At 69.2% G+C, this 19,683-nt stretch carries 17 protein-coding genes; 9 read left to right on the top strand and 8 right to left on the bottom strand.

All coding sequences use genetic code 11. The features are described from left to right. Nucleotides 1-118 precede the first annotated feature (118 nt). From BFF76_RS09220 to BFF76_RS09210, 3 genes are all read left to right on the top strand, one after another. Complete coding sequence (locus BFF76_RS09220) at nt 119-1,144, top strand: DUF6397 family protein (protein WP_079122351.1); 1,026 nt, start codon at nt 119-121, stop codon at nt 1,142-1,144. A gap of 41 nt (nt 1,145-1,185) precedes the next feature. Further along, nucleotides 1,186-1,674, top strand: a complete 489-nt coding sequence (locus BFF76_RS09215; RefSeq protein WP_065847956.1) for a GNAT family N-acetyltransferase — start codon at nt 1,186-1,188, stop codon at nt 1,672-1,674. A gap of 203 nt (nt 1,675-1,877) precedes the next feature. After that, nucleotides 1,878-2,522: an LAETG motif-containing sortase-dependent surface protein gene (locus BFF76_RS09210; RefSeq protein WP_053928990.1), complete on the top strand. Its 645-nt coding sequence runs from the start codon at nt 1,878-1,880 to the stop codon at nt 2,520-2,522. Nucleotides 2,523-2,628: 106 nt separating this feature from the next. Here BFF76_RS09210 and BFF76_RS09205 read toward each other — a convergent pair whose 3' ends face one another. Continuing rightward, nucleotides 2,629-4,725, bottom strand: a complete 2,097-nt coding sequence (locus BFF76_RS09205; RefSeq protein WP_065847954.1) for a SpoIIE family protein phosphatase — start codon at nt 4,723-4,725, stop codon at nt 2,629-2,631. A 179-nt stretch (nt 4,726-4,904) separates the two neighbouring features. Here BFF76_RS09205 and BFF76_RS09200 point away from each other — a divergent pair, with 179 nt between their 5' ends. Beyond that, a complete protein-coding gene (locus BFF76_RS09200; protein WP_065847952.1) occupies nt 4,905-5,963 on the top strand; it encodes an enoyl-CoA hydratase/isomerase family protein in 1,059 nt (352 codons plus the stop codon). An 81-nt stretch (nt 5,964-6,044) separates the two neighbouring features. On the opposite strand, the gene BFF76_RS09195 is transcribed toward BFF76_RS09200, so the two are convergent. The 3 genes from BFF76_RS09195 to rhaI all read right to left on the bottom strand — a co-directional run bounded on the left by BFF76_RS09195 (nt 6,045) and on the right by rhaI (nt 10,885). After that, nucleotides 6,045-7,526 (bottom strand): rhamnulokinase, encoded by a 1,482-nt coding sequence (locus tag BFF76_RS09195; protein ID WP_065847950.1) that lies wholly within the window; start codon nt 7,524-7,526, stop codon nt 6,045-6,047. 82 nt (nt 7,527-7,608) lie between these two features. Next, complete coding sequence (locus BFF76_RS09190; RefSeq protein ID WP_065847948.1) at nt 7,609-9,654, bottom strand: bifunctional rhamnulose-1-phosphate aldolase/short-chain dehydrogenase; 2,046 nt, start codon at nt 9,652-9,654, stop codon at nt 7,609-7,611. Between the two features lie 64 nt (nt 9,655-9,718). Then, nucleotides 9,719-10,885, bottom strand: coding sequence for an L-rhamnose isomerase (gene rhaI / locus BFF76_RS09185; RefSeq protein WP_053929004.1), 1,167 nt, complete (start codon nt 10,883-10,885; stop codon nt 9,719-9,721). 215 nt (nt 10,886-11,100) lie between these two features. Between rhaI and BFF76_RS09180 the strand changes: the two genes are divergently transcribed. Continuing rightward, entirely contained in the window at nt 11,101-11,859 is a 759-nt protein-coding gene (locus BFF76_RS09180) for an ArsR/SmtB family transcription factor (protein WP_065847946.1), read from the top strand. 101 nt (nt 11,860-11,960) lie between these two features. Here the strand turns inward: BFF76_RS09180 and BFF76_RS09175 are convergent, their stop codons facing one another. After that, nucleotides 11,961-12,179 (bottom strand): hypothetical protein, encoded by a 219-nt coding sequence (locus BFF76_RS09175; protein ID WP_053928993.1) that lies wholly within the window; start codon nt 12,177-12,179, stop codon nt 11,961-11,963. Between the two features lie 68 nt (nt 12,180-12,247). Continuing rightward, complete coding sequence (locus BFF76_RS09170) at nt 12,248-12,745, bottom strand: hypothetical protein (RefSeq protein WP_031090204.1); 498 nt, start codon at nt 12,743-12,745, stop codon at nt 12,248-12,250. Nucleotides 12,746-12,875: 130 nt separating this feature from the next. Between BFF76_RS09170 and BFF76_RS09165 the strand changes: the two genes are divergently transcribed. Then, nucleotides 12,876-13,736, top strand: a complete 861-nt coding sequence (locus BFF76_RS09165) for a pentapeptide repeat-containing protein (RefSeq protein WP_065847944.1) — start codon at nt 12,876-12,878, stop codon at nt 13,734-13,736. Between the two features lie 51 nt (nt 13,737-13,787). Here the strand turns inward: BFF76_RS09165 and BFF76_RS09160 are convergent, their stop codons facing one another. Beyond that, complete coding sequence (locus tag BFF76_RS09160; RefSeq protein WP_031088806.1) at nt 13,788-14,333, bottom strand: SRPBCC family protein; 546 nt, start codon at nt 14,331-14,333, stop codon at nt 13,788-13,790. A gap of 423 nt (nt 14,334-14,756) precedes the next feature. Here BFF76_RS09160 and BFF76_RS09155 point away from each other — a divergent pair, with 423 nt between their 5' ends. From BFF76_RS09155 to BFF76_RS09145, 3 genes are all read left to right on the top strand, one after another. Next, a complete protein-coding gene (locus tag BFF76_RS09155) occupies nt 14,757-15,308 on the top strand; it encodes a GH25 family lysozyme (RefSeq protein ID WP_065847969.1) in 552 nt (183 codons plus the stop codon). Nucleotides 15,309-15,493: 185 nt separating this feature from the next. After that, nucleotides 15,494-17,224 carry an aa3-type cytochrome oxidase subunit I gene (gene ctaD / locus BFF76_RS09150; protein WP_065847942.1) on the top strand — a complete coding sequence of 577 codons (1,731 nt, stop codon included), beginning with the start codon at nt 15,494-15,496 and terminating at the stop codon, nt 17,222-17,224. Between the two features lie 36 nt (nt 17,225-17,260). After that, the gene (locus BFF76_RS09145; protein WP_031097206.1) at nt 17,261-17,602 is read left to right on the top strand and encodes a hypothetical protein; all 342 of its coding nucleotides are present in this window, start codon (nt 17,261-17,263) and stop codon (nt 17,600-17,602) included. Nucleotides 17,603-17,842: 240 nt separating this feature from the next. On the opposite strand, the gene BFF76_RS09140 is transcribed toward BFF76_RS09145, so the two are convergent. Next, nucleotides 17,843-19,675, bottom strand: coding sequence for an FUSC family protein (locus BFF76_RS09140; RefSeq protein WP_208604831.1), 1,833 nt, complete (start codon nt 19,673-19,675; stop codon nt 17,843-17,845). Nucleotides 19,676-19,683 lie beyond the last annotated feature (8 nt).

The raw sequence follows: 19,683 nt of genomic DNA, 5'->3' as shown, positions 1-19,683 counted from the left end.
GTCTCTGACCTGCAGGTTCAGTGACTTTCCGGAAGTTGTCCACAGGCCTTCGTGAGGCATTGCTCTCCGAGCTACTGTGATCACAGAGAGTATGCGGACCTCATGGGGGAGGAAGATCATGACCGTTACGGAAGCTGCCCGCGCGCGCATCGCCGGGTCGGGGACAGCCGTGTGCGTCACCGCCGCCCGCGCGGCTCACGAACTGGCTTTGAAGCGGGGCGAATTCGATCTCGCCGTCCATCTGGGGGTGATCGGTTCACAACAGGCGACGGGCTGGGCCCGGCCGCGGGTCCGGCAGGAGGAGATCGACCGGCTGCGGGCTCTGCCGGGGTTCCCCGACTCGCTGCGGGACCGGGTGCGCACGGCGGGGACGGCGGAAGGCGCCAGGCTGCTCGGAGTCAGCCCCGCGCGTTTCACGGGCCTTGCCCGCGTCGGATGCGTCTCGCCGGTCGCGTTCTATCTGAATCGCTACCGCGCGGTGGTGTGGCTGTATCTGGTGGACGAGCTCCTCACTTTCGCGGCGAAGGAACCGGATCTGATCGCGGGCAGGAGCCCGGTGGGGATGCGGACCATGCTGGAGGCCGGCACGGACTGGCGTGCCCGCAACTGGCGTTCACGCAGGATCGACCGGCTTCTGGTCCGTGCGAAGGACCCGTGGGTGCGAGCCGCGCTGCAGGCATCCGCCCTGGACCCGGTCCAGTTGGCGGAGGTGGTGGAGGATCCCTACGAGCGCGCCTATCTGGCCCGGGTGCAGCCGGATGCCGCATTCGGGCGACCGGGGTCCGAATCCGGGAGGGAGGCCATGGTGAGGCTGATGCTGGCGGATGATCCGGACGAAATCCTCTGGCGCCGGGTGAATCTGACGCTGGAGCTCGAACAGGCGCGTGCTGTCCGGGCCGCTCCGCGCCCCGGATGCGACTCGGTGGCGTTCCGGTCAGCACCGGATCAACTGGTCCCGGAGCGACGGGTGTCGGACCTGCGGGTTTCGGACCAGCGGGTGTCGGATGGACCGGTTCCAGGTGTACCGGGGCTGGTGTCCGGGCAAGTCGGCCGGCTGGCCCGCCGTCGCGGCCGGGGGCTCGTTGCCGGGTGGGGGCTGCTCGATCGGATCAGGCTGCGGAGGCCGGGGCGCAGAGATCACTAAAGGGATTGCGTCGGAATGTTCGCCCAGGCATCGTGGCCCCCATGCTGATCAGAGAAGCCACTGAGGAGGACTGGCCCGCAATATGGCCGTTCTTCCACTCCATCGTCGCCGCGGGTGAGACCTTCACCTACCCTGTGGAGCTCGGCGAGGAGCCGGCCCGGGGCTGGTGGCTCCTCTCGCGGCCGGACCGTACGGTCGTCGCGGTGGACGACGCCGGGACCGTTCTCGGCACTGCCAAGATGAACCGGAACCACATGGGCAACGGCTCGCACATCGCCAGCGCCAGCTACATGGTCGCCCCGGAGCACTGCGGCCGGGGCGTGGGCAGGGCCCTGTGCGAGTACACCGTGGACTGGGCGCGTACTGCGGGATACCGGGCCATGCAGTTCAACGCCGTGGTGGAGACGAACACCCACGCCGTGCGGTTGTACCGCTCCCTGGGCTTCGAGGTCATTGGCACACTGCCCGAAGGATTCAACCACCCCACACAGGGCTACGTGGGGCTGCACATCATGCACAAGGCTCTCTGAAATCAACCTCATAGTCCGCCGGGAGGGCCGTGAGTGCGGTGACTTCCGGCTATCCTGGCGTGTCCGACATGTCATAAGTACCGATGATCCGCGCATGGTTGACGCTTCGTTGGGGCGTGGGGCGGGTGGGTGTGCCTGGGACGGGTGGCAGTACTGTGCGCCCCACCGCAATCCCAGCGGTGTACTCAATGGAGGAAAAATCCATGACCATACCCAGGAGATCGTGGCGTGGCGCGGGAGCATTCGCGGCCGCCGCGGTGGTCGGCCTGGCAGGCGGGGTCATCTCCGCAGGTCCGGCCGCAGCTCACACCCCCACCTGGGCCGTGACCTGCTCCGAAGTCACGCTCGACCTGAAGGCCTACTCGGGCAGCGCCACCAATGAGGTGACCGTTTCCGTCGTGGGCGGCGACGATCTGCTCGCCACGACCGAGTTCGGCCAGGAATTCAGCACGAAGACCCCGCTGCAGCTTCCGAAGCACGACAAGGAGCTGACCGTCCGCCTCGTCGTCAAGGCCGGGGACGACGCCCAGTACTCCTTCCAGGAGGAAAAGACCGCCGAGGTGTGCGAGGGCGAGACCCCGTCCCCCACCCCGACGGAGGCGACGCCTTCGGAGACCCCGAACACGGAGCCCCCCGTCTCGGAGACCGCCGAGCCGAGTGCGACGCCGAGCGAGACCGCCACGCAGACCGCCCCCGCTCCCGCTGAGCCGAGCAGCAGCGCTCCGGACCTGGCCGAGACCGGTTCCTCGTCCGCCACGCCCGTCATCGGCGGAGCCGCTCTCGCGGTTCTTCTCGCCGGCGGCGGCATCCTGTGGTCCGTCCGCAAGCGCCGCGCCACGCAGCACTGACGAGTCAGGGCTCTCCGGCACGCCGGTGGTGGAACACCGGTGTGCCGACGGGGGCGTACCGCGTCAACTCCGTTGCGGTACGCCCCCGTGACGTTCCACCACATCCTCAGCCTGACGAGGTGGGGCCGATCTCGCACCAGACGGCCTTGCCCTCTCCGCGAGGCTCGACGCCCCAGCGTTCGGCGACCGCGTCGAGAAGCAGCAGACCCCGCCCCGAGGTCGACGTCTCGCCCGGTTCGCGGCGTCGCGGCCAGACACTCGAACGGTCCTGTACCGACAGCCTGATGCGCCGAACCGGTTCCGGCAGCACCTCCAGCGTCAGCACCGCCCCGCCCTCCGTGTGCAGCAGGACATTGACCAGCAGCTCGCCCGTGACCAGCTCCGCGTCGTCAGCCAACACGGCGAGGCCCCAGTCGCGTAGTGCCTGACGCACGATCGACCGTGCCTCCGAGAGTCCCTGCGGATCCGCCTGATGGATGTACTGATGCAGTCGGGGAGCCTTCGGCGAACCGAGGTCCGGGCTGCGCCGCAGGACCAGCAGGGCCACGTCATCCCCCGAACCCCACCGCTCCCACAGCCGGTCCGAGAGATGGTCGGCCAGCGCCTCGGCACTGTCCGGCCCGTCACTCACTTCATGGATCAGCGCCGCGATACCTGTGTCGACATCGGCACCCGGTTCCTCGACCAGCCCGTCGGTGTACAGGACGAGCGTCTCGCCGGGCACCAGGTCGAGGCGGGTCTCCGGATACTCCTCGTCACGGAAGTCCGTGGAGATTCCCAGCGGCAGACCTCCGCGTACCTGAGGCACACCGACCCGCCCGTCGGTGTGCCTGATCAGCGGTCCGAAGTGTCCGGCCCGAGCGACGCGCACCGCCCCCGTGGCGAGGTCCACCTGCGCGTACGTCGACGTCGCGAACCGGTCGGTGTCCAGCTCCGCCAGGAAGCGGGAGGCCCGCGCCAGCACGGTCGCCGGAGGGTGCCCCTCCGCGGCGTACGCGCGCAGGGCGATCCGCAGCTGGCCCATGATCGCCGCAGCATGCGTGTCGTGTCCCTGAACATCGCCCACCACGACGCCGATACGGCCCCTCGGTAGTGTGATCACGTCGTACCAGTCGCCGCCGACCTCGCGGCCGCTCCACGCCGAGTGGTAGCGGACCGCGATCTCGCCGCCCTCGATCTCCTGGATCCGCCGCGGCAGCATGGCCGACTGCAGCCCGGTGGCGAATTCGCGCTCCTCGTCGAAGAGGATCGCCCGCTGCAGTGACTGGGCCACGATGGCGGCCAGCCCCAGACACAGGATCCTCTCGTCCGCGCTGAACACCGTGCGCTCCCGGTAGAAGAGCGCGAGTCCGCCCAGCGGGCGGGCCTGAGCGATCAGCGGAAGGTAGGCGACGGCGCGGAAGTTCAGCTCGCCGATATGGGGTTCGAGTACCGGATAGCGCCGGAGCAGCGCGGCGAGAGAGGTGATGAACCGGGGGCGCCCGCTGAGGATCGTGTCCCCGAGAGGGAACGTCGCGTCGAGCTGCCCGGAACCCAGGCCTTCGAGAACCTCCACCGAGTCACCGCTCAAAGCGATGATCTTGAGTGCTGAGTTCTCCACGAGCCCGAGCGCCAGTCCGTCCGCACCGATTCCGACCAGACCGCCCGGGCCGGTGAGCGCTGCGGTGACGTCGTCCACGGTCACCGCGCGTGACATCGCCGTGGTGGTGCGTTCGACGATGCTCGTCTGGCGACGGTGCCGCTTTTCCAGATCCAGGACCAAGGCCGAACGGGTGACCTCGGCCGTCGCATCCCGCACCACGCCGACGACGCGGTGCGCCCGCCCGTCCTCGGACCGCAGGATCCGCGCCTGCACATGCGTCCACTGGCTGGTCCCGTCCTCCAGGGGTATCTGGAAGTGGACGCTGTAGGAGTTGCTCCCGCCGGAGATCGCCTCGTCGATGGTGGTCTCCAGACTCGCCCGGTCCGTCGCGTCCAGCCGGTCGGCCACTGCCGACGGCGACGCCTCGAAGGCCGCCGCGTCCAGGCCGAAGACCAGCAGCCCGGCTTCGTCGACGTCCAGGGTCCGGGCGTCCAGATCCCATTCGAAGCTGCCGGTCCGGTTCAGCGCGAGGCGCTCCGCGGTCCTGGTCTCACCGGCGGCTCGCCGTTCGATCCGGAGCCGCGACGCTGCGTCGTCTGCTCGCCGTGAAGAGTCGGTCATGCCTGCTCCGGAGGTTGTCCGGCGGGGCTGCTGGACGTCGCGGCCCGTAGATCTCAATTGTCGAGCCCGCGATGCGGGAGTGCCACAGCGCTGGCACGGGCGCCCCCGGCGCCCGGACCCGACGGCGGCCGTCGCAGAATGGCGGGCAGAGATCGTCCACGGCTGACCGGAGCGCACACATGAACGATGACGAGCCCGTCCTGTTGCACACCGAGGGTCACATCCTGCACATCACCCTCAACCGGCCCAGAGCCATGAACGCGCTCACGCACACCATGGTGCGTGGCATCGATGAAGCGCTCAGCATGGCCGCCGGCGACGACACGGTCACCGCAGTCGTGATAGGCGGAGCCGGCGGGCGCGGCCTCTGCGCGGGCGGCGACATCCGGTCTATCTATGAGGACGCACGGGCGGGCCGTCGTGCCTCCGTGGACTTCTGGCGTGACGAGTACCGCCTCAACGCCCGGATCGCCAGGTTCCCGAAACCGTACGTGGCGCTCATGGACGGCATCGTGATGGGCGGCGGCGTGGGCGTGTCGGCCCACGGCGACGTCCGCATCGTCACCGAACGCTCGCGTGTCGCGATGCCCGAGACCGGAATCGGCTTTGTGCCCGACGTAGGGGGCACCTACCTGCTGGCCGCGGCACCCGGTGAGCTCGGGACCCACCTCGCACTGACCGGCAGGGCCGTCGACGCGGCCGACGCCATCCTGTGCGGCCTGGCCGACCACTTCGTCCCGTCCCACCGCCTGGCCGACCTCACGACAGCCCTCGCCCGTACCGCGACACCCGCCGACCTGGCAGAGACAGTACGGGGCTGCACGGCGGCAGCGCCTGAAGGAGAGCTCGCAGCGCACCGCGCGTGGATCGACGAGTGCTACGCCGCCGACACGGTCGAGGAGATCATCGACCGACTGGTGGACAGTGGGGTGTCCGCCGCGAAGGAGACCGCCGCCGCGCTCCTCACCGCGTCACCCACCGCACTCAAGGTCACTCTGGCCGCCGTACGCCGTGCCGGCCGGCTCGGCAGTCTGGAAGCCGCCCTCGACCAGGAGTTCCGTGTCTCCTGCCGAGCCTTCACGGGACATGACCTGGTGGAGGGCGTGCGTGCCCGGATCATCGACAAGGACCGCACTCCGCGGTGGAACCCCGCCGAGCTTGCCGATGTCAGCGCCGCCGAGGTCGCACGCCACTTCGAGCCGCTCGGTGACCAGGAACTGGGCCTCGCCTCGAACTGACCCGCCCCTCCTCGCACACGCAAAGGTGTTCCCGGTCCCTCCCACGGCCGCCGACGGCGGCAGCGGGAGGGACCGGGCCGCTCACAGGCGTACCGTCAGCCGGCCGGCGGCCCTGTCCCATGCCCCCGGGTCCCCCTGAGGTGTGTAGTGGCGCAGTTCCTGGGTGCGTGCCACCAGTCCGCGCATGTCCGCCAGGCCGCCCACCAGCCCATGGGCCCGCGCCTGGAGCAGTACGTTGCCGAGCGCGGTGGCCTCGGCGGGCCCTGCTGTGACCGGCAGACCGGTCGCGTCGGCGGTCCACTGGCACAGCAGCTCGTTACGCGAGCCACCGCCGACCAGATGGATCCGTGTCAGCTCGCGGCCCGCCAGCTCGGCGGCCTCCCGGAGCGTCCTGCGATGGGCCAGCGCCAGGCTCTCCAGAACGCACCGGACATACCCACCAGGGCCGTCCGGGGTCCCCTGCCCCGTCCGGATGAGAGCGGCGTCGATCCGTGACGGCATGTCTCCCGGCGCCAGGAACACCGGATCGTCCGGGTCGATCACACAGGCGAACGGCCGTGCACGCGCAGCGCCCGCGAGAAGATCCGCGAGACCCGTCGACGTACCGGCGCGCTCCCACGTACGACGGCACTCCTCGAGCAGCCACATCCCCATGATGTTGCGCAGATAGCGCACCGTGCCGTCCACACCGCGCTCGTTGGTGAAGTTCGCGGCCCTCGACTCCTCTGTGAGTACCGGCGCGTCCAGTTCGAGACCGGCCAGCGACCACGTACCGCACGACACATACGCGAATCCCTGTTCGGTGGCGGGGACCGCGGCAACCGCCGACGCGGTGTCGTGCGAGGCGACGGTCGTCACCTGGGTCTCCACCGGCAGCCCGGTGAACCCGGCCACGTGGGGAAGCAGCGTGCCCGCTCGCACACCCGGTTCACGCAAGGCGGGGAACATCGAACGTTCCAGTCCGAGCCGCCCCAGCAGGCGGTCGGACCAGCAGCCTGAACGCGCGTCGAACAGACCGGTCGTCGACGCGTTGGTCACTTCCGCGCCCACCGACCCCGTCAGCCAGTACACCAGAAGATCGGGCATCAGCAGCAGGGTCCGGGCCGCGGGCCACTGAGCTGTGGAACGGTGGGCGGCCAGCTGGAAGACCGTGTTGAACGGCAGGTGCTGCAGTCCGCCGACCTCGTACAGCTCCTGCGCATCGCATCGCGCGAGCACCTCCTCGGCAGCGGCGGTGTTACGCCCGTCGCGGTAGTGGAACGGGAGGCCGAGGAGTGACCCGTCGGAGTCCAGGAGGCCGTAGTCGACGGCCCAGGTGTCGATGCCCACCGAAGCGACCGGGCCGCTGAGCGCCGCCGCGCGCAGTCCGTGCAGCATGCCCTGGTAGAGGGCGAGTACGTCCCAGTGGAGCCCGCCGGGAAGCTGGACCGGGGTATTGGCGAAGCGGTACACCTCGGTCAGCACCAGCTTGTCGGGGCCGACACCGCCGGTGATCACCCGGCCGCTGGTGGCGCCCAGGTCCACCGCGGCGAACACCGGGTCGTGCCGTGAAGTCGCAGACATGGAGAATCTCATCCGATCCGGGCGGAGCCGCGCCCCGGGCTCTCGCCGAACAGCATCCGGGGCGCGGCAGGGTGAAACGTGCTCAGCGCAGGAACGCCGCCGCCACACCGGCGTCGACGGGAATGTGGAGGCCGGTGGTGTGGGTGAGGTCCCCACCGGTCAGTGCGAACACGGCGTTGGCCACATGTTCCGGGAGCACCTCGCGCTTGAGGATCGTGCGCTGGGCGTAGAACTCGCCCAGCTTGTCCTCCTCGATGCCGTAGGTCGCAGCGCGCTGGGCCCCCCAGCCCGCCGCGAAGATTCCGGAACCGCGCACCACGCCGTCGGGGTTGACCCCGTTGACCCGGATCCCGTGCTCGCCGAGCTCTGCCGCCAACAGGCGCACCTGGTGTGCCTGGTCGGCCTTGGTGGCCGAGTACGCGATGTTGTCGGGGCCCGCGAACACGGCGTTCTTGGACGCGATGTAGACGATGTCGCCGCCGAGATCCTGGGCTCGCATCACCCGCGCCGCCTCGCGGGACACCAGGAAGGAACCGCGCGCCATGATGTCGTGCTGGAGGTCCCAGTCCCGGGCCGAAGTCTCCAGCAGGGGCTTCGAGATGGAGATCCCGGCGTTGTTCACGACCAGGTCCACACCACCGAAGGCGAGTGCGGCCGCATTGAACGCATCGACGATCTGCTCTTCGGATGTCACGTCCACCGTCACCGCGACGGCCTTGTCCGGACCGCCGAGTTCCTCGGCGACAGCCGCCGCGTTCACGGAGTGAAGGTCAGCCACGACGACACAGGCGCCCTCCGCGACGAGCCGGTGCGCGATCGCCTTACCGATGCCCGACCCCGCACCGGTGACGAACGCGACCCGCGTGGCCAGCGCCTTCGGCTTCGGCATCCGCCGGAGCTTGGCCTCCTCCAGCTCCCAGTACTCGATGCGGAACTTCTCGGACTCCTCGATCGGCGCGTAGGAGGAGACGGACTCGGCGCCCCGCATCACGTTGATGGCGTTCAGGTAGAACTCCCCGGCGACCCGGGCGGTCTGCTTGTCCTTGCCGAACGAGAACATGCCGACACCGGGCACCAGCACGATCGCCGGGTCGGCTCCCCGCATGGCCGGCGAATCGGGCGTGGCGTGGCGCTCGTAGTACGCGCGGTACGCCTCGCGGTACTCCGCGTGGAGCACCCCGAGCCGGGCAACAGCCTCCTCCAGCGGGGCGTCGGCAGGCAGATCGAGGACCAGCGGGCTGACCTTCGTACGGAGGAAGTGGTCCGGGCAGGAGGTGCCGAGAGCGGCGAGACGGGGGTGCTCGGCACGTGAGAGGAAGTCCAGCACGGGTGCCGCGTCGGTGAAGTGCCCCACCTGAGGGCGGTCCGTGGATGCCAGCCCGCGGACCAACGGCGCGAGGGCTGCGGCCCGCTCCCTGCGCGCATCCTCTTCCAGGGCCTGCCGGCCAGGGAGGACGGCGCCGAAGGGTTCGGCCCTGCCATGGTCCTCGAGGAACTTCTCGGCCGTACGGATCATCCAGAGGGCGTTGCGCTCACACTTTTCGGAGGTCTCGCCCCAGGCGGTGATGCCGTGGCCGCCCAGGATCACACCGACCGCCTGCGGATTGGCCTCCTTGACGGCCGCGATGTCCAGGCCCAGCTGGAATCCGGGCCGGCGCCAGTCCACCCATGCGACCTTGTCACCGAAGCACTCGGCGGTCAGCTTCTCGCCGTCGGCCGCGCACGCCAGGGCGATCCCGGAGTCCGGGTGCAGATGGTCGACGTGCGCGGCCTCCACCAGCGCGTGCATCGCGGTGTCGATCGACGGGGCCGCACCCCCCTTGCCGTGCAGGCAGTAGTCGAACGCGGAGACCATCTCGTCCTCGCGCTCCACCCCCGGGTACACGTCCTTGAGCGCTCGCACCCGGTCCAGTCGCAGCACGGCGAGACCGGCCTCGGTCAGTGTGCCGAGGTCTCCGCCCGAGCCCTTGACCCAGAGCAGTTCGGCCTCGCCACCGGTGACCGGGTCGGTCTCCGTCGCCTTGGCCGAGGCGTTGCCGCCGGCGTAGTTGGTGTTGCGGGGGTCGGAGCCGGTCCGGTGGGCGCGCTCCAGGAGCGCGGCGACTTCGGCGTGCGTCGCGGACGTCATGAGAGTTCCTTCGGGAAGAGGTGACGGACGGGTGCGGCTACGTACGAAAGCGGGGGAGCGGGGCTCAGGCGCCCCAGCCGGCCTGCTCGCCGCCGACACGGTCGGCGGCGATGCGCTCCTGGTTGCCGGAGGCGAGGTAGGCGGCGAACGGGTCTCGCGCCAGGCCGAGTTCCTCGCGGACATCGGCGAGCAGCGGCCGCACGTCCGTGTTGAACGCGTCCATCAGCACTCCGTTGGACGCCAGGACATCACCGGAGCGCTGCGCTTCGGTGAGCGCCTCGGCGTCGATCAGGAGTGCCTTCGCGGTCGCCTCCTGGACATTGGTGACCGAACGGATGACGGCCGGGATCTTGGCCTCGATGTTGTGGCACTGGTCGAGCATGAAGTTGACGTTGGTCTCGGTCTCGAGGCCGCCGTTCTTCACCACCTCGTGCATGATCCGGAACAGCTGGAAGGGGTCGGCGGCCCCTGCCATCAGGTCGTCGTCGGCGTAGAAACGGGAGTTGAAGTCGAAGGCGCCGAGCTTCCCCTCCCGCAGCAGGAAGGCCACGATGAATTCGATATTGGTGCCCGGTGCGTGATGGCCGGTGTCGACGACCACCTGGGCCTTCGGCCCGAGCTTGAGGCAGTGGGCGTACGAGGTGCCCCAGTCCGGGACGTCGGTCGTGTAGAACGCCGGCTCGAAGAGTTTGTACTCCAGCAGCATCCGCTGGTCGTCGCCGAGCCGCTCGTACACCTCGGTGAGCGCCTCGGCCAAGCGGTCCTGGCGGCCCGAGATGTCGTCCTGGCCGGGGTAGTTGGTGCCGTCCGAGAACCACAGCTTGAGATCGGGCGAGCCGGTGGCGTCCATGATGTCGACGCACTCCAGCAGATGATCGGTGGCCTTGCGGCGGACCTTCGGGTCCGGGTGGGTGACAGAGCCCAGCTTGAAGTCGTCGTCCTGGAAGACATTGGAGTTGATCGCGCCGATCCGCAGCCCCAGTTCCTCGGCGTACCGGGTCAGCGCCGCGTAGTCCTCCACCCTGTCCCACGGAATGTGCAGCGACACCTTGGGGGCGACCCCGGTGCAGGCGTGCACCTGCGCCGCGTCCGCCAGCTTCTCGAACGGGTCACGAGGGACGCCTGACTGGGCGAAGACCTTGAAACGGGTTCCGGAATTGCCGTAACCCCAGGAGGGCGTCTCGATGACCTGAGACTTCAGAGCTGCCTTGACGGCCGACACATCAGACATGAACACCTCGTAAGCAGAGTCATCCGACGACCGCTCAGGATCGTGGATGTGAATCGTTTCATCAGTGCGTACGCTAGATTTGTGCACAGCTGCTCGTCAAGCTGCTGGTCACGTTTCTTCTCGGATTTGAATCAATTCATCTCGTTGCGGTGAGGGGCTTCCGGGCGCTTGCCCGACCTTGACATGTGACCATTAGGTCACGTAATTTTGTCCGTATGGACGCGGTGTTCAAAGCCATGGCCGACCCGACGCGGCGCAGCTTGCTCGACGAGCTGTTCCGCGAGGACGGGCAGACACTGAGTGCGTTGGAGGCCCGCTTCGACATCACGCGCTTCGCTGTGATGAAGCACCTCAAGCTTCTGGAGGCGGCGGGCCTGGTCGTCACGCGACGCCGGGGGCGGGAGAAGCTCCACTTCCTGAACCCTGTGCCCATCAGGCTCGTCCACGACCGATGGGTGAGCAAGTACGCCGAGCCCTGGGCGGCCGGGCTCAGCGACCTCAAGAGCCGACTGGAGATTCCCATGGAGAAGATCTTCGAGATCTACATCCGCACCACTCCCGAGCGCCTCTGGGAGGCGATCACCGATCCCGGGATCAGAAGCAAGTACAACTTCGGCGCCCGCGTCACCTCGGACTGGACCCAGGGCTCACGCTTCGAGATGGGCGCTCCCGGCGCTCCGGGCCCGCTCGGGGAGGGACAGAATCTGGAGGTCGAACCGCCGCGCAGGCTGGTCCAGAGCATGGTGGCACTCTGGAGTGACGAGGTGAGGAGCGAGGGCCCGTCCCGCATCACCTGGGAGATCGAGCCCATCGGCGACTCCTGCCGGCTGACGGTCACCCACGACGAGCTCCGCGAGGGTGCCAACGAGGAGCTGTACGGCGGCTGGCCGATGATCCTCTCCGGCCTGAAGACCTGGCTGGAGACCGGCGAGCTGCTCACCACCCCCGGCTCGCTCATGTACAGCGAGCAGTAGCCGGCCGGCCACCCCGGCTGCCCCGTCGAAACACCCGGGCATGGCGGACCCGTTGCCGTCAGAGACGGGGCAGCCACCGTGGCCTGAGGAAGCCGGCGATCTCAGCCCGTAGTGCTCGGCTGCAGCTCCCTCACCAGAGCGAAGAGCCTGTCCTCGTTCCCCGCGAGGCCCGCACTCCGCAGGGCCTCGTCGGCCTCCTCGATCGGGGAGGCGAGCAGCGGCATGTACAGAGGGGCTTCGGCCGGATCGGCGAGCGCGGCGCGTGTGGCAGCCAGTAAACGGACGTACGCCTGGGCCGCAGCCATTTCTTCCTGGTGCATCTCATTTCTCCCCGTCAGAGGTTTCGTACCGTCAAGCTTCCCTCATGGGTCTGACAATGCCTGTTCCGTCACCGAGCGAGGCCGCCGGGGGCGGGGGAGGAAGACCGCGGTTCGACTTCGAGGAAACGCCGCCTCCGGGGCCCGCGGTACAGCAGCGCCGTCCACCCCAGCCTCCGCAACACCCCGGCGCAGCCGGCCAGCGCCTCCTCCTCGTCGTGGGCCGCTCCGCTGCCCGGCGGGCCTGCCCACTCGACCCGCACCGATCCCGGCGCCTCGCCCTCGCTCACCCGGTAGCCCGTGGCGGTCCGCTGCCCGGACGCGTCGACCGCGGACGAAGGTACCCGGGCGGCCTCCAGCGCCAACGCCACGGCCCGTAGCGGCCGGTGCAGCTCCCAAGGGGCCGGCACGCTCTCGGGATCCGAAGCCTCCGCACGGGTCAGCCGCCTGATCTGAAGCATCCCCTCGAAGGCGGTGAGCACCTCCCCGGCACGGCTGCCGGACGCGTCGGGGACCGCGGGGCCGTCGCCGGTCGCGGGCTCGAACCCCCCTTCCTGCGGCGCGCTCATGTTCCGCCTCCTTCACACCCGTGCCGACTTCCGCGGCCAAGTCTGCACCCGCTCACTGACAGAGCCCCGGCTGCCTCCGTGCACACGCGTAAGATCGGCGGATACACCGTGGACCGGAGGAATCAGGCACGTGCCCCACGACGACCCGACCGCCCAGCCCCTCGTGGAACGGGCCGCCCTGCGTGCCGACTGCGCGAACTGCTTCGGCCTGTGCTGCGTAGCGCTGACGCTGACCGCGTCGGCGGACTTCGCGATCAACAAGCGGGCGGGGACCCCCTGCCCCAATCTGGCGGACGACTTCCGCTGTGGCATCCACACCCGGCTGCGGCCCGAAGGTTTCTCCGGCTGCACCGTGTACGACTGCTTCGGCGCGGGCCAGAAGGTGTCCCAGGGAACCTATGACGGCGGGGACTGGCGGTCGGACGCGGCCACCGCGCAGCAGATGTTCCAGGTCTTTCCGGTGATGAGGCAGCTTCACGAACTGCTCTGGTACCTGACCGAAGCCCTCACCCTGCCGGCCGCCGAGCGCCTGCACCCCGACCTCCGCGACGCCCTCAGCGCCACCAGGCACCTCACCGGACTGCCCGCCGACGAACTCGCGGAACTGGACGTGACCGCGCACCGCGACAGGGTGGCCGCCCTGCTACTGCGTGCCGGCGAACTCGAGCGTGCCACGGTCCACCGGCGCAGGAAGCGCAGCCAACGCGGCGCCGACCTCATCGGAGCCAAACTCCGAGGCGCCGACCTGCGCGGGGCCGAACTGCGCGGGGCCTACCTCATCGCTGCCGATCTGCGCGGCGCCGACCTGCGCAGGGCGGAGCTCATCGGCGCCGACTTCCGTGACGCCGACCTGTCCGACGCCGACCTGACCGGCGCACTCTTCCTCACCCAGGCACAGCTGAACGCGGCGAGGGGCAACACCGCCACGAAGCTGCCGGATTCCCTGAGCCGGCCCCCGCACTGGTCGGCGGGCGGGCCGGCCGCAGCCTGAAATCCGCCCTCGGCCGTTCATTTCGGCGTCTGCCGCCCGTGTCCCGAAGCGTCAGCCGCGACCCGGCCCGCCCTCCACATGGCCGGCGTCCACCGAGCCGTCCATCTCCAGCGCCGCCTTGAGGCGCTCCAGCGTGGTCCGGATGTTCCCGCGCTGGAACTCAGCGAACGTGTGCCCCCGCGTCGCGACCCGGTCGAAGGCGTTGGCGAGGAAGTCGGGCCACGCCCGCCGGTTGTCCGTCCATGTCTCCGTGACGCGGGTGAAGCCGTCGACCGCCTCGAAGCGGTACTCCCACAGCGCGATGGCACCCGCCAGCCGCGGACGCCGCACCCCGATGGCGTGCACGTGAAAGGCGAACCGCTGGCCCGGGTCGGCGGCCGTCACCGTGCACTTGGTCGTCCACCTGAAGGAGCCGCGCTTGTTGCGCCCTTCGAAGACCATCCCGACATGGGCCGGCCGGTGCTCACCGAGTATCCTCGCGCCCCGGTTCTCCGGACTCCAGCGTCCCATCGCGGTGGGGTCGCTCAGCTTTTCGTACACGGCCGACGGCGCCACCCGGATGAGGATGCTGTCCGATACGGACATGGTGCGGGGCATGACAGGTCTCCTTGTCCTCGTCCGGCCGGTGCATCTCGCGCAGGCCGGACGGGTCATGAGCGAACGGTTGGCGGTACTGGTTCGTTGGACAGTGTCGCGTACACGTAGCCGTGTTCAGACCACAGGACCCAGGAGCCCCGCACGGGCCCGCCCCTCTTGTCCTCACCGCCCCGGTACGGCCCCGCGGTCGCGGGACACGCTGTGTTCTCCGTGTTTACGTTCACGGGCAGCCGTCCTGGCGGGTGATTCCCTGCACCAACCCGTCTGACAGCCAGACACGCAAGTGGGGCCAAGCCGGGTGCACAACCAGATCCGGGGCCTGCCGAATCGGTTCAGCAGGCGAATGACGGATGCGAGAGCCCCTGACGGGCACGCATGGGAGAGAGAAACGGAACCATGATGCCCCTCTTGGAGTTGGTGCCCGTGCTGCACGGTGTCGATGTCAGCGCTCATCAGACGGATTTCGAGACGGACGGTCTGGACTTCGTCTTCGTCAAGGCGACCGAGGGCCGCTCCTATGTCAACCCAAGGCTGAAGAACCAGGTGAAGCGCGTCAGGGACGCCGAGTGTGTCGTCGGCTTCTACCATTTCCTCTGGCCCGGACACGTGAACGAGCAGGCGGAGTATTTCCTCGACAGAACACCGGAGCGGGAGGGAGACCTCCTCGCCGTCGACTGGGAGCAGACGGGTGAAGGGACGCGCGCAAGCAGCGCGGACAAGGACCGTTTCATCCGCGAGGTGAAAAGGCTGAGGCCGCATCACCGGGTACTGCTCTACTGCAACCGTTCCTTCTGGATCAACCACGACACGAGTTCGTACTCCGGCGACGGACTCTGGATCGCCGAATGCGGCAAGGCGGCAGCACCGCGCATCGAGGCGGACTGGCGCATCCATCAGTACACCGACGACCCCCTCGACAAGAACGTGGCCGACTTCCCCTCGCGAGAGGCGATGCGCGCCTGGGCCACGGTCTGAGGGCGGAGCGCAGCCCACGGAGGGTGCGGCACGTTCGTCAACACCGGGGCCGTGGCCATCGGCCAGTGGAGTGCCCTTTGCCAGCCACTGGTGCAGTGAGCACGGAGATGACCTGCCGTACCGCGGCAGGGAGTCCATTCTGGTCGCCGAGTCCACAATCGGCCGTCGACCGAAGGAGTGCCGCAGTGACGACGAGGGGTCCCTCAGTATCGGCGGAAGCCGATGCCGCCTACCAGGACGAACTGCCTGTACGGCGTCGGCAGCCGGGCAATGTGGTCATCAGGTGGCTGACCACCACCGACCACAAGACGATCGGCACGCTGTATTTGATGACCTCGTTCGGTTTCTTCATCGTCGGTGGCGTCCTGGCGCTCGTCATGCGCGCCGAACTGGCCCGTCCGGGTACGCAGATCATCTCGAACGAGCAGTTCAACCAGGCCTTCACGATCCACGGCACGATCATGCTGCTGATGTTCGCGACGCCGCTGTTCGCAGGGTTCGCGAACTGGATCATGCCGTTGCAGATCGGCGCGCCCGACGTGGCGTTCCCGCGGCTGAACATGTTCGCGTACTGGCTGTACCTCTTCGGTTCGCTGATCGCCGTGGCCGGCTTCCTCACCCCGCAGGGTGCGGCCGACTTCGGCTGGTTCGCCTACTCCCCGCTGTCGGACGCGGTCCGCTCGCCGGGCGTCGGCGCCGACATGTGGATCATGGGTCTGGCCTTCTCCGGCTTCGGCACGATCCTCGGCTCGGTCAACTTCATCACCACGATCATCTGCATGCGCGCCCCCGGCATGACGATGTTCCGCATGCCGATCTTCACCTGGAACGTCCTGCTGACCGGTGTCCTGGTCCTGCTGGCCTTCCCGGTCCTGGCCGCCGCCCTGCTGGCGCTGGAAGCTGACCGGAAATTCGGCGCACACATCTTCGATGCGTCCAACGGCGGCGCGCTGCTCTGGCAACACCTCTTCTGGTTCTTCGGCCATCCAGAGGTGTACATCATCGCGCTGCCGTTCTTCGGCATTGTTTCCGAGATCATTCCGGTGTTCAGCCGCAAGCCGATCTTCGGATATGTCGGTCTGATCAGCGCGACGATCGCCATCGCCGCTCTTTCGGTGACGGTGTGGGCGCATCATATGTATGTGACGGGCGGCGTGCTGTTGCCGTTCTTCTCCTTCATGACGTTCCTCATCGCTGTGCCGACCGGTGTGAAGTTCTTCAACTGGATCGGCACGATGTGGAAGGGGTCGTTGTCCTTCGAGACACCGATGCTCTGGTCCGTCGGCTTTCTGGTCACCTTCCTCTTCGGTGGTCTGACCGGCGTGATCCTGGCCTCTCCGCCGCTGGACTTCCACGTCTCCGACTCGTACTTCGTGGTCGCGCACTTCCACTACGTCGTCTTCGGTACCGTGGTCTTCGCGATGTTCGCCGGATTCCACTTCTGGTGGCCGAAGTTCACCGGCAAGATGCTGGACGAGCGGCTCGGGAAGATGACGTTCTGGACGCTGTTCGTCGGCTTCCACGGCACGTTCCTGGTGCAGCACTGGCTCGGTGCCGAGGGCATGCCGCGTCGTTACGCGGACTACCTCGCCGCCGACGGCTTCACCGCCCTGAACACCATCTCGTCCATCTCGTCGTTCGTACTCGGACTGTCGATGCTTCCGTTCATGTACAACGTCTGGAAGACCGCCAAGTACGGCAGGAAGATCGAGGTCGACGACCCCTGGGGCTACGGCCGTTCACTCGAATGGGCGACCTCCTGCCCGCCCCCGCGTCACAACTTCCTGACACTTCCGCGGATCCGTTCCGAATCCCCGGCGTTCGACCTGCACTATCCCTCGATCCGTGCCCTCGAAGAGGAAGTGAACCGTCCGCACGAATCCGTCACGGTGGCACCCGGGGACAAGCAGGAATAGGACTCCGGGGCGACGGCTCGAGAAGAGGAGGACCGAGTGAAGCCGGACAAGGAGAGCGCCCGGGGCCTGGCTCAGGTCGAGGGCTACCTGCTCTGGAACGCCGAGGTCGACGAGGCCCGCCGACGGGCCCGCCGCTTCACCGACGCCCTGCCCTGGCTCACCACCGCCCAGCGTGAGGACGTCGAGCGCGTCTACGTGGCGGACAGGGTGGAGGCATGCCGTGACACGCTCACAAAAATCGCCGGCCGTGCCGTGGAACTCCGCGGTGAGTACACCGCACGTTACGACCGTCTGAGGGCCCGCTGCGTGGCGGTGTCCGTCCTGACCGTCGGCATGGTGGGCGGCACCTGCGCCGGCCTGACGATGATCAGCCGCTGATTCCGGCCTCGGGTACCCGGGCGCGCATCCGGGTCCCCGAGGCCAGTGGCGACGGGACGGAACGGATGTCCGGAGGCACGGTGGACACAGGCCGTGCCTGCGTGCCGTCCGGGACGGTCGCCCCGAGCGCGAGCAGCAGGCAGGCCCCGGACGCCGCGGAGGCGGGTGCTCCTCGACCGCGGGAAGACGGTCGAAGGGTCCGGCCGGAGCGGTCGTGCTCCGCATTCCGCAAGCGGGTACTCACCGCGCCGGAACCGCCCGTGCCCGGTCGAGCTCCAAGAGGTGCGCGGCGAGCATCCCGGCGTGCACCGGAGGTGGTTCGGCGGCCGGGTGGTCCAACTGCACCGCGCATGCCGTCGTGGTGTCGATGAGCCTCTCCACGGCACCGGCGACCCCCTCGGATCCCGCGGACTGCCTGGCCACCGCAGGGAGTTCGGCAGCCGACAGATCGATCGCCGTGCGCGCCGCCGCCAGCGACCGGTAGGCGTCCCGGCGCAGCGCCCCCCTCCCGGTGTGGTCCTCCTGTGCGTGCAGGACGTGCCCCACATAGCGATGCGCCGCTCCCACCGCCGCGTCGAGAGCGGCCCGCACGGAGTGGCCCCGCCGGCCCGGCAGCGGAAGGTGCCCCACGAGGAGCACCGTCGCACAAGCGAGGAGGGACTCCACCACCCGCCCCCAGGAGGCGGGCGGTTCACCGCCCAGGAGGACGAGGGACAGGACGAGCACGGTCACCACCGCTGTCTGCACGGCGAAGTGACGGGTGGCGACAGGAAGAAACGCACCGCAGAGAGCGACCGTCGTGACCAGGGTGAACGGCGCCGCAGGCAGCATGACGACGAGGCCGAAGACCGCGGCGCCGACGACGGTCCCCACGGCCCGGCACAACACCCGGGAGGCCAGCGGCCCGAGATCGGGCTTGACGAGGAAGACGGTGGTGGCGGGGAGCCAGTACCAGTGGTCGTGATGCAGCCACTGCGCCACCAGCGTGCTCGTAGCGCAGCACACCCCGACCCTGAGACCGTACTCACGCCCCGCAGCGCTCCGCGCCCGGCCCAGGACGGAGGAGTACGAGCGTTCTCCGCGTCTGCCGGGCGACGCCCCGGTGGGGCGGTCGAAGACCGCCGCGGCTCGCAGCAGGGCATCGTCCAGGGCTCGCAGCCCGGCATCCGTCCGGGCGGGAGCCGGCAACGGTCCGCAGGTCCCACCGCTCCGCACCGATGCCGCCAGCCTGCGGGGGCCCTCCGTGATCCTGGCGGGCAGTGGGTTCCCGGCCCACGCCAGCGCGGTCGCGGCCTCGGCCAGCGGAAACGCCGCCGCGTACTGGGCGTGCAGCCGGCGCTCGGCGGATGAGCTCGCGTAGCGCCGGAGCCGTGGACCGGCCAGAGAGTCCTGGGCCCGGTCGAGCGCGGCACTCAGCGCGGCGCGCCCGGCGCGGGCCTGTGGGCCTCCTGAGGCCTGCAGGAGCCGGGCCACGGCGTCGTACACCGCTGCGACGGCCTCCCGCTCCCCGTCGAGCCGGTACGGTCCGCCGCCGAGCCTGCCCGGAGACGGGAGGACCAGCCGGAGCAGCAGGAGCCATCCCGCACCGGCCAGGAAAAGCAGTGCGCGCAGCGGGCCGGGCTCCGGCGACGGCATGCCGGCCCCGATCACGGCCGCGACGAGTACCTGGGTGCCGCACGCCGACGCGACGGGACCCGTCGAGCTCAGCGCGCCCGCGACGAGACCCAGCAGCCCGAGGACGAGCGGCAGGACGACCAGGGACCGGCCACTGCCCACCGTCGCTGCGATCATCGTGCCGGTCAGCAGGCCGGCCGAGCCCGCCAGGGCGGGCAGGCCCAGCCGCGCGACGGATGCGCGGCGGCTGCCCGGCCGGTCGTTGATGCCTGCCAGCATCGCTCCGAGGGCGGCGGGGACCCCGGCGGCGGGCCGTTCGGCGAGTACTGAAACGAGCAGGGGCGAGGCGGCCAGCGCTCCGCGCAGTACCGCGTTCCACGGCACCGGTCCGCGCTGGGCGCGCAGCACGTGGGCGAGCCATGGGGGAAGCCGAGTGGCAAGAAGGGGAGGCGTGGGCACCGTGCTCC

The organism is Streptomyces mutomycini (genome assembly GCF_001700505.1).
Lineage (GTDB): Bacteria > Actinomycetota > Actinomycetes > Streptomycetales > Streptomycetaceae > Streptomyces > Streptomyces mutomycini.
This window is presented reverse-complemented; position numbering and strand designations above follow the sequence as displayed.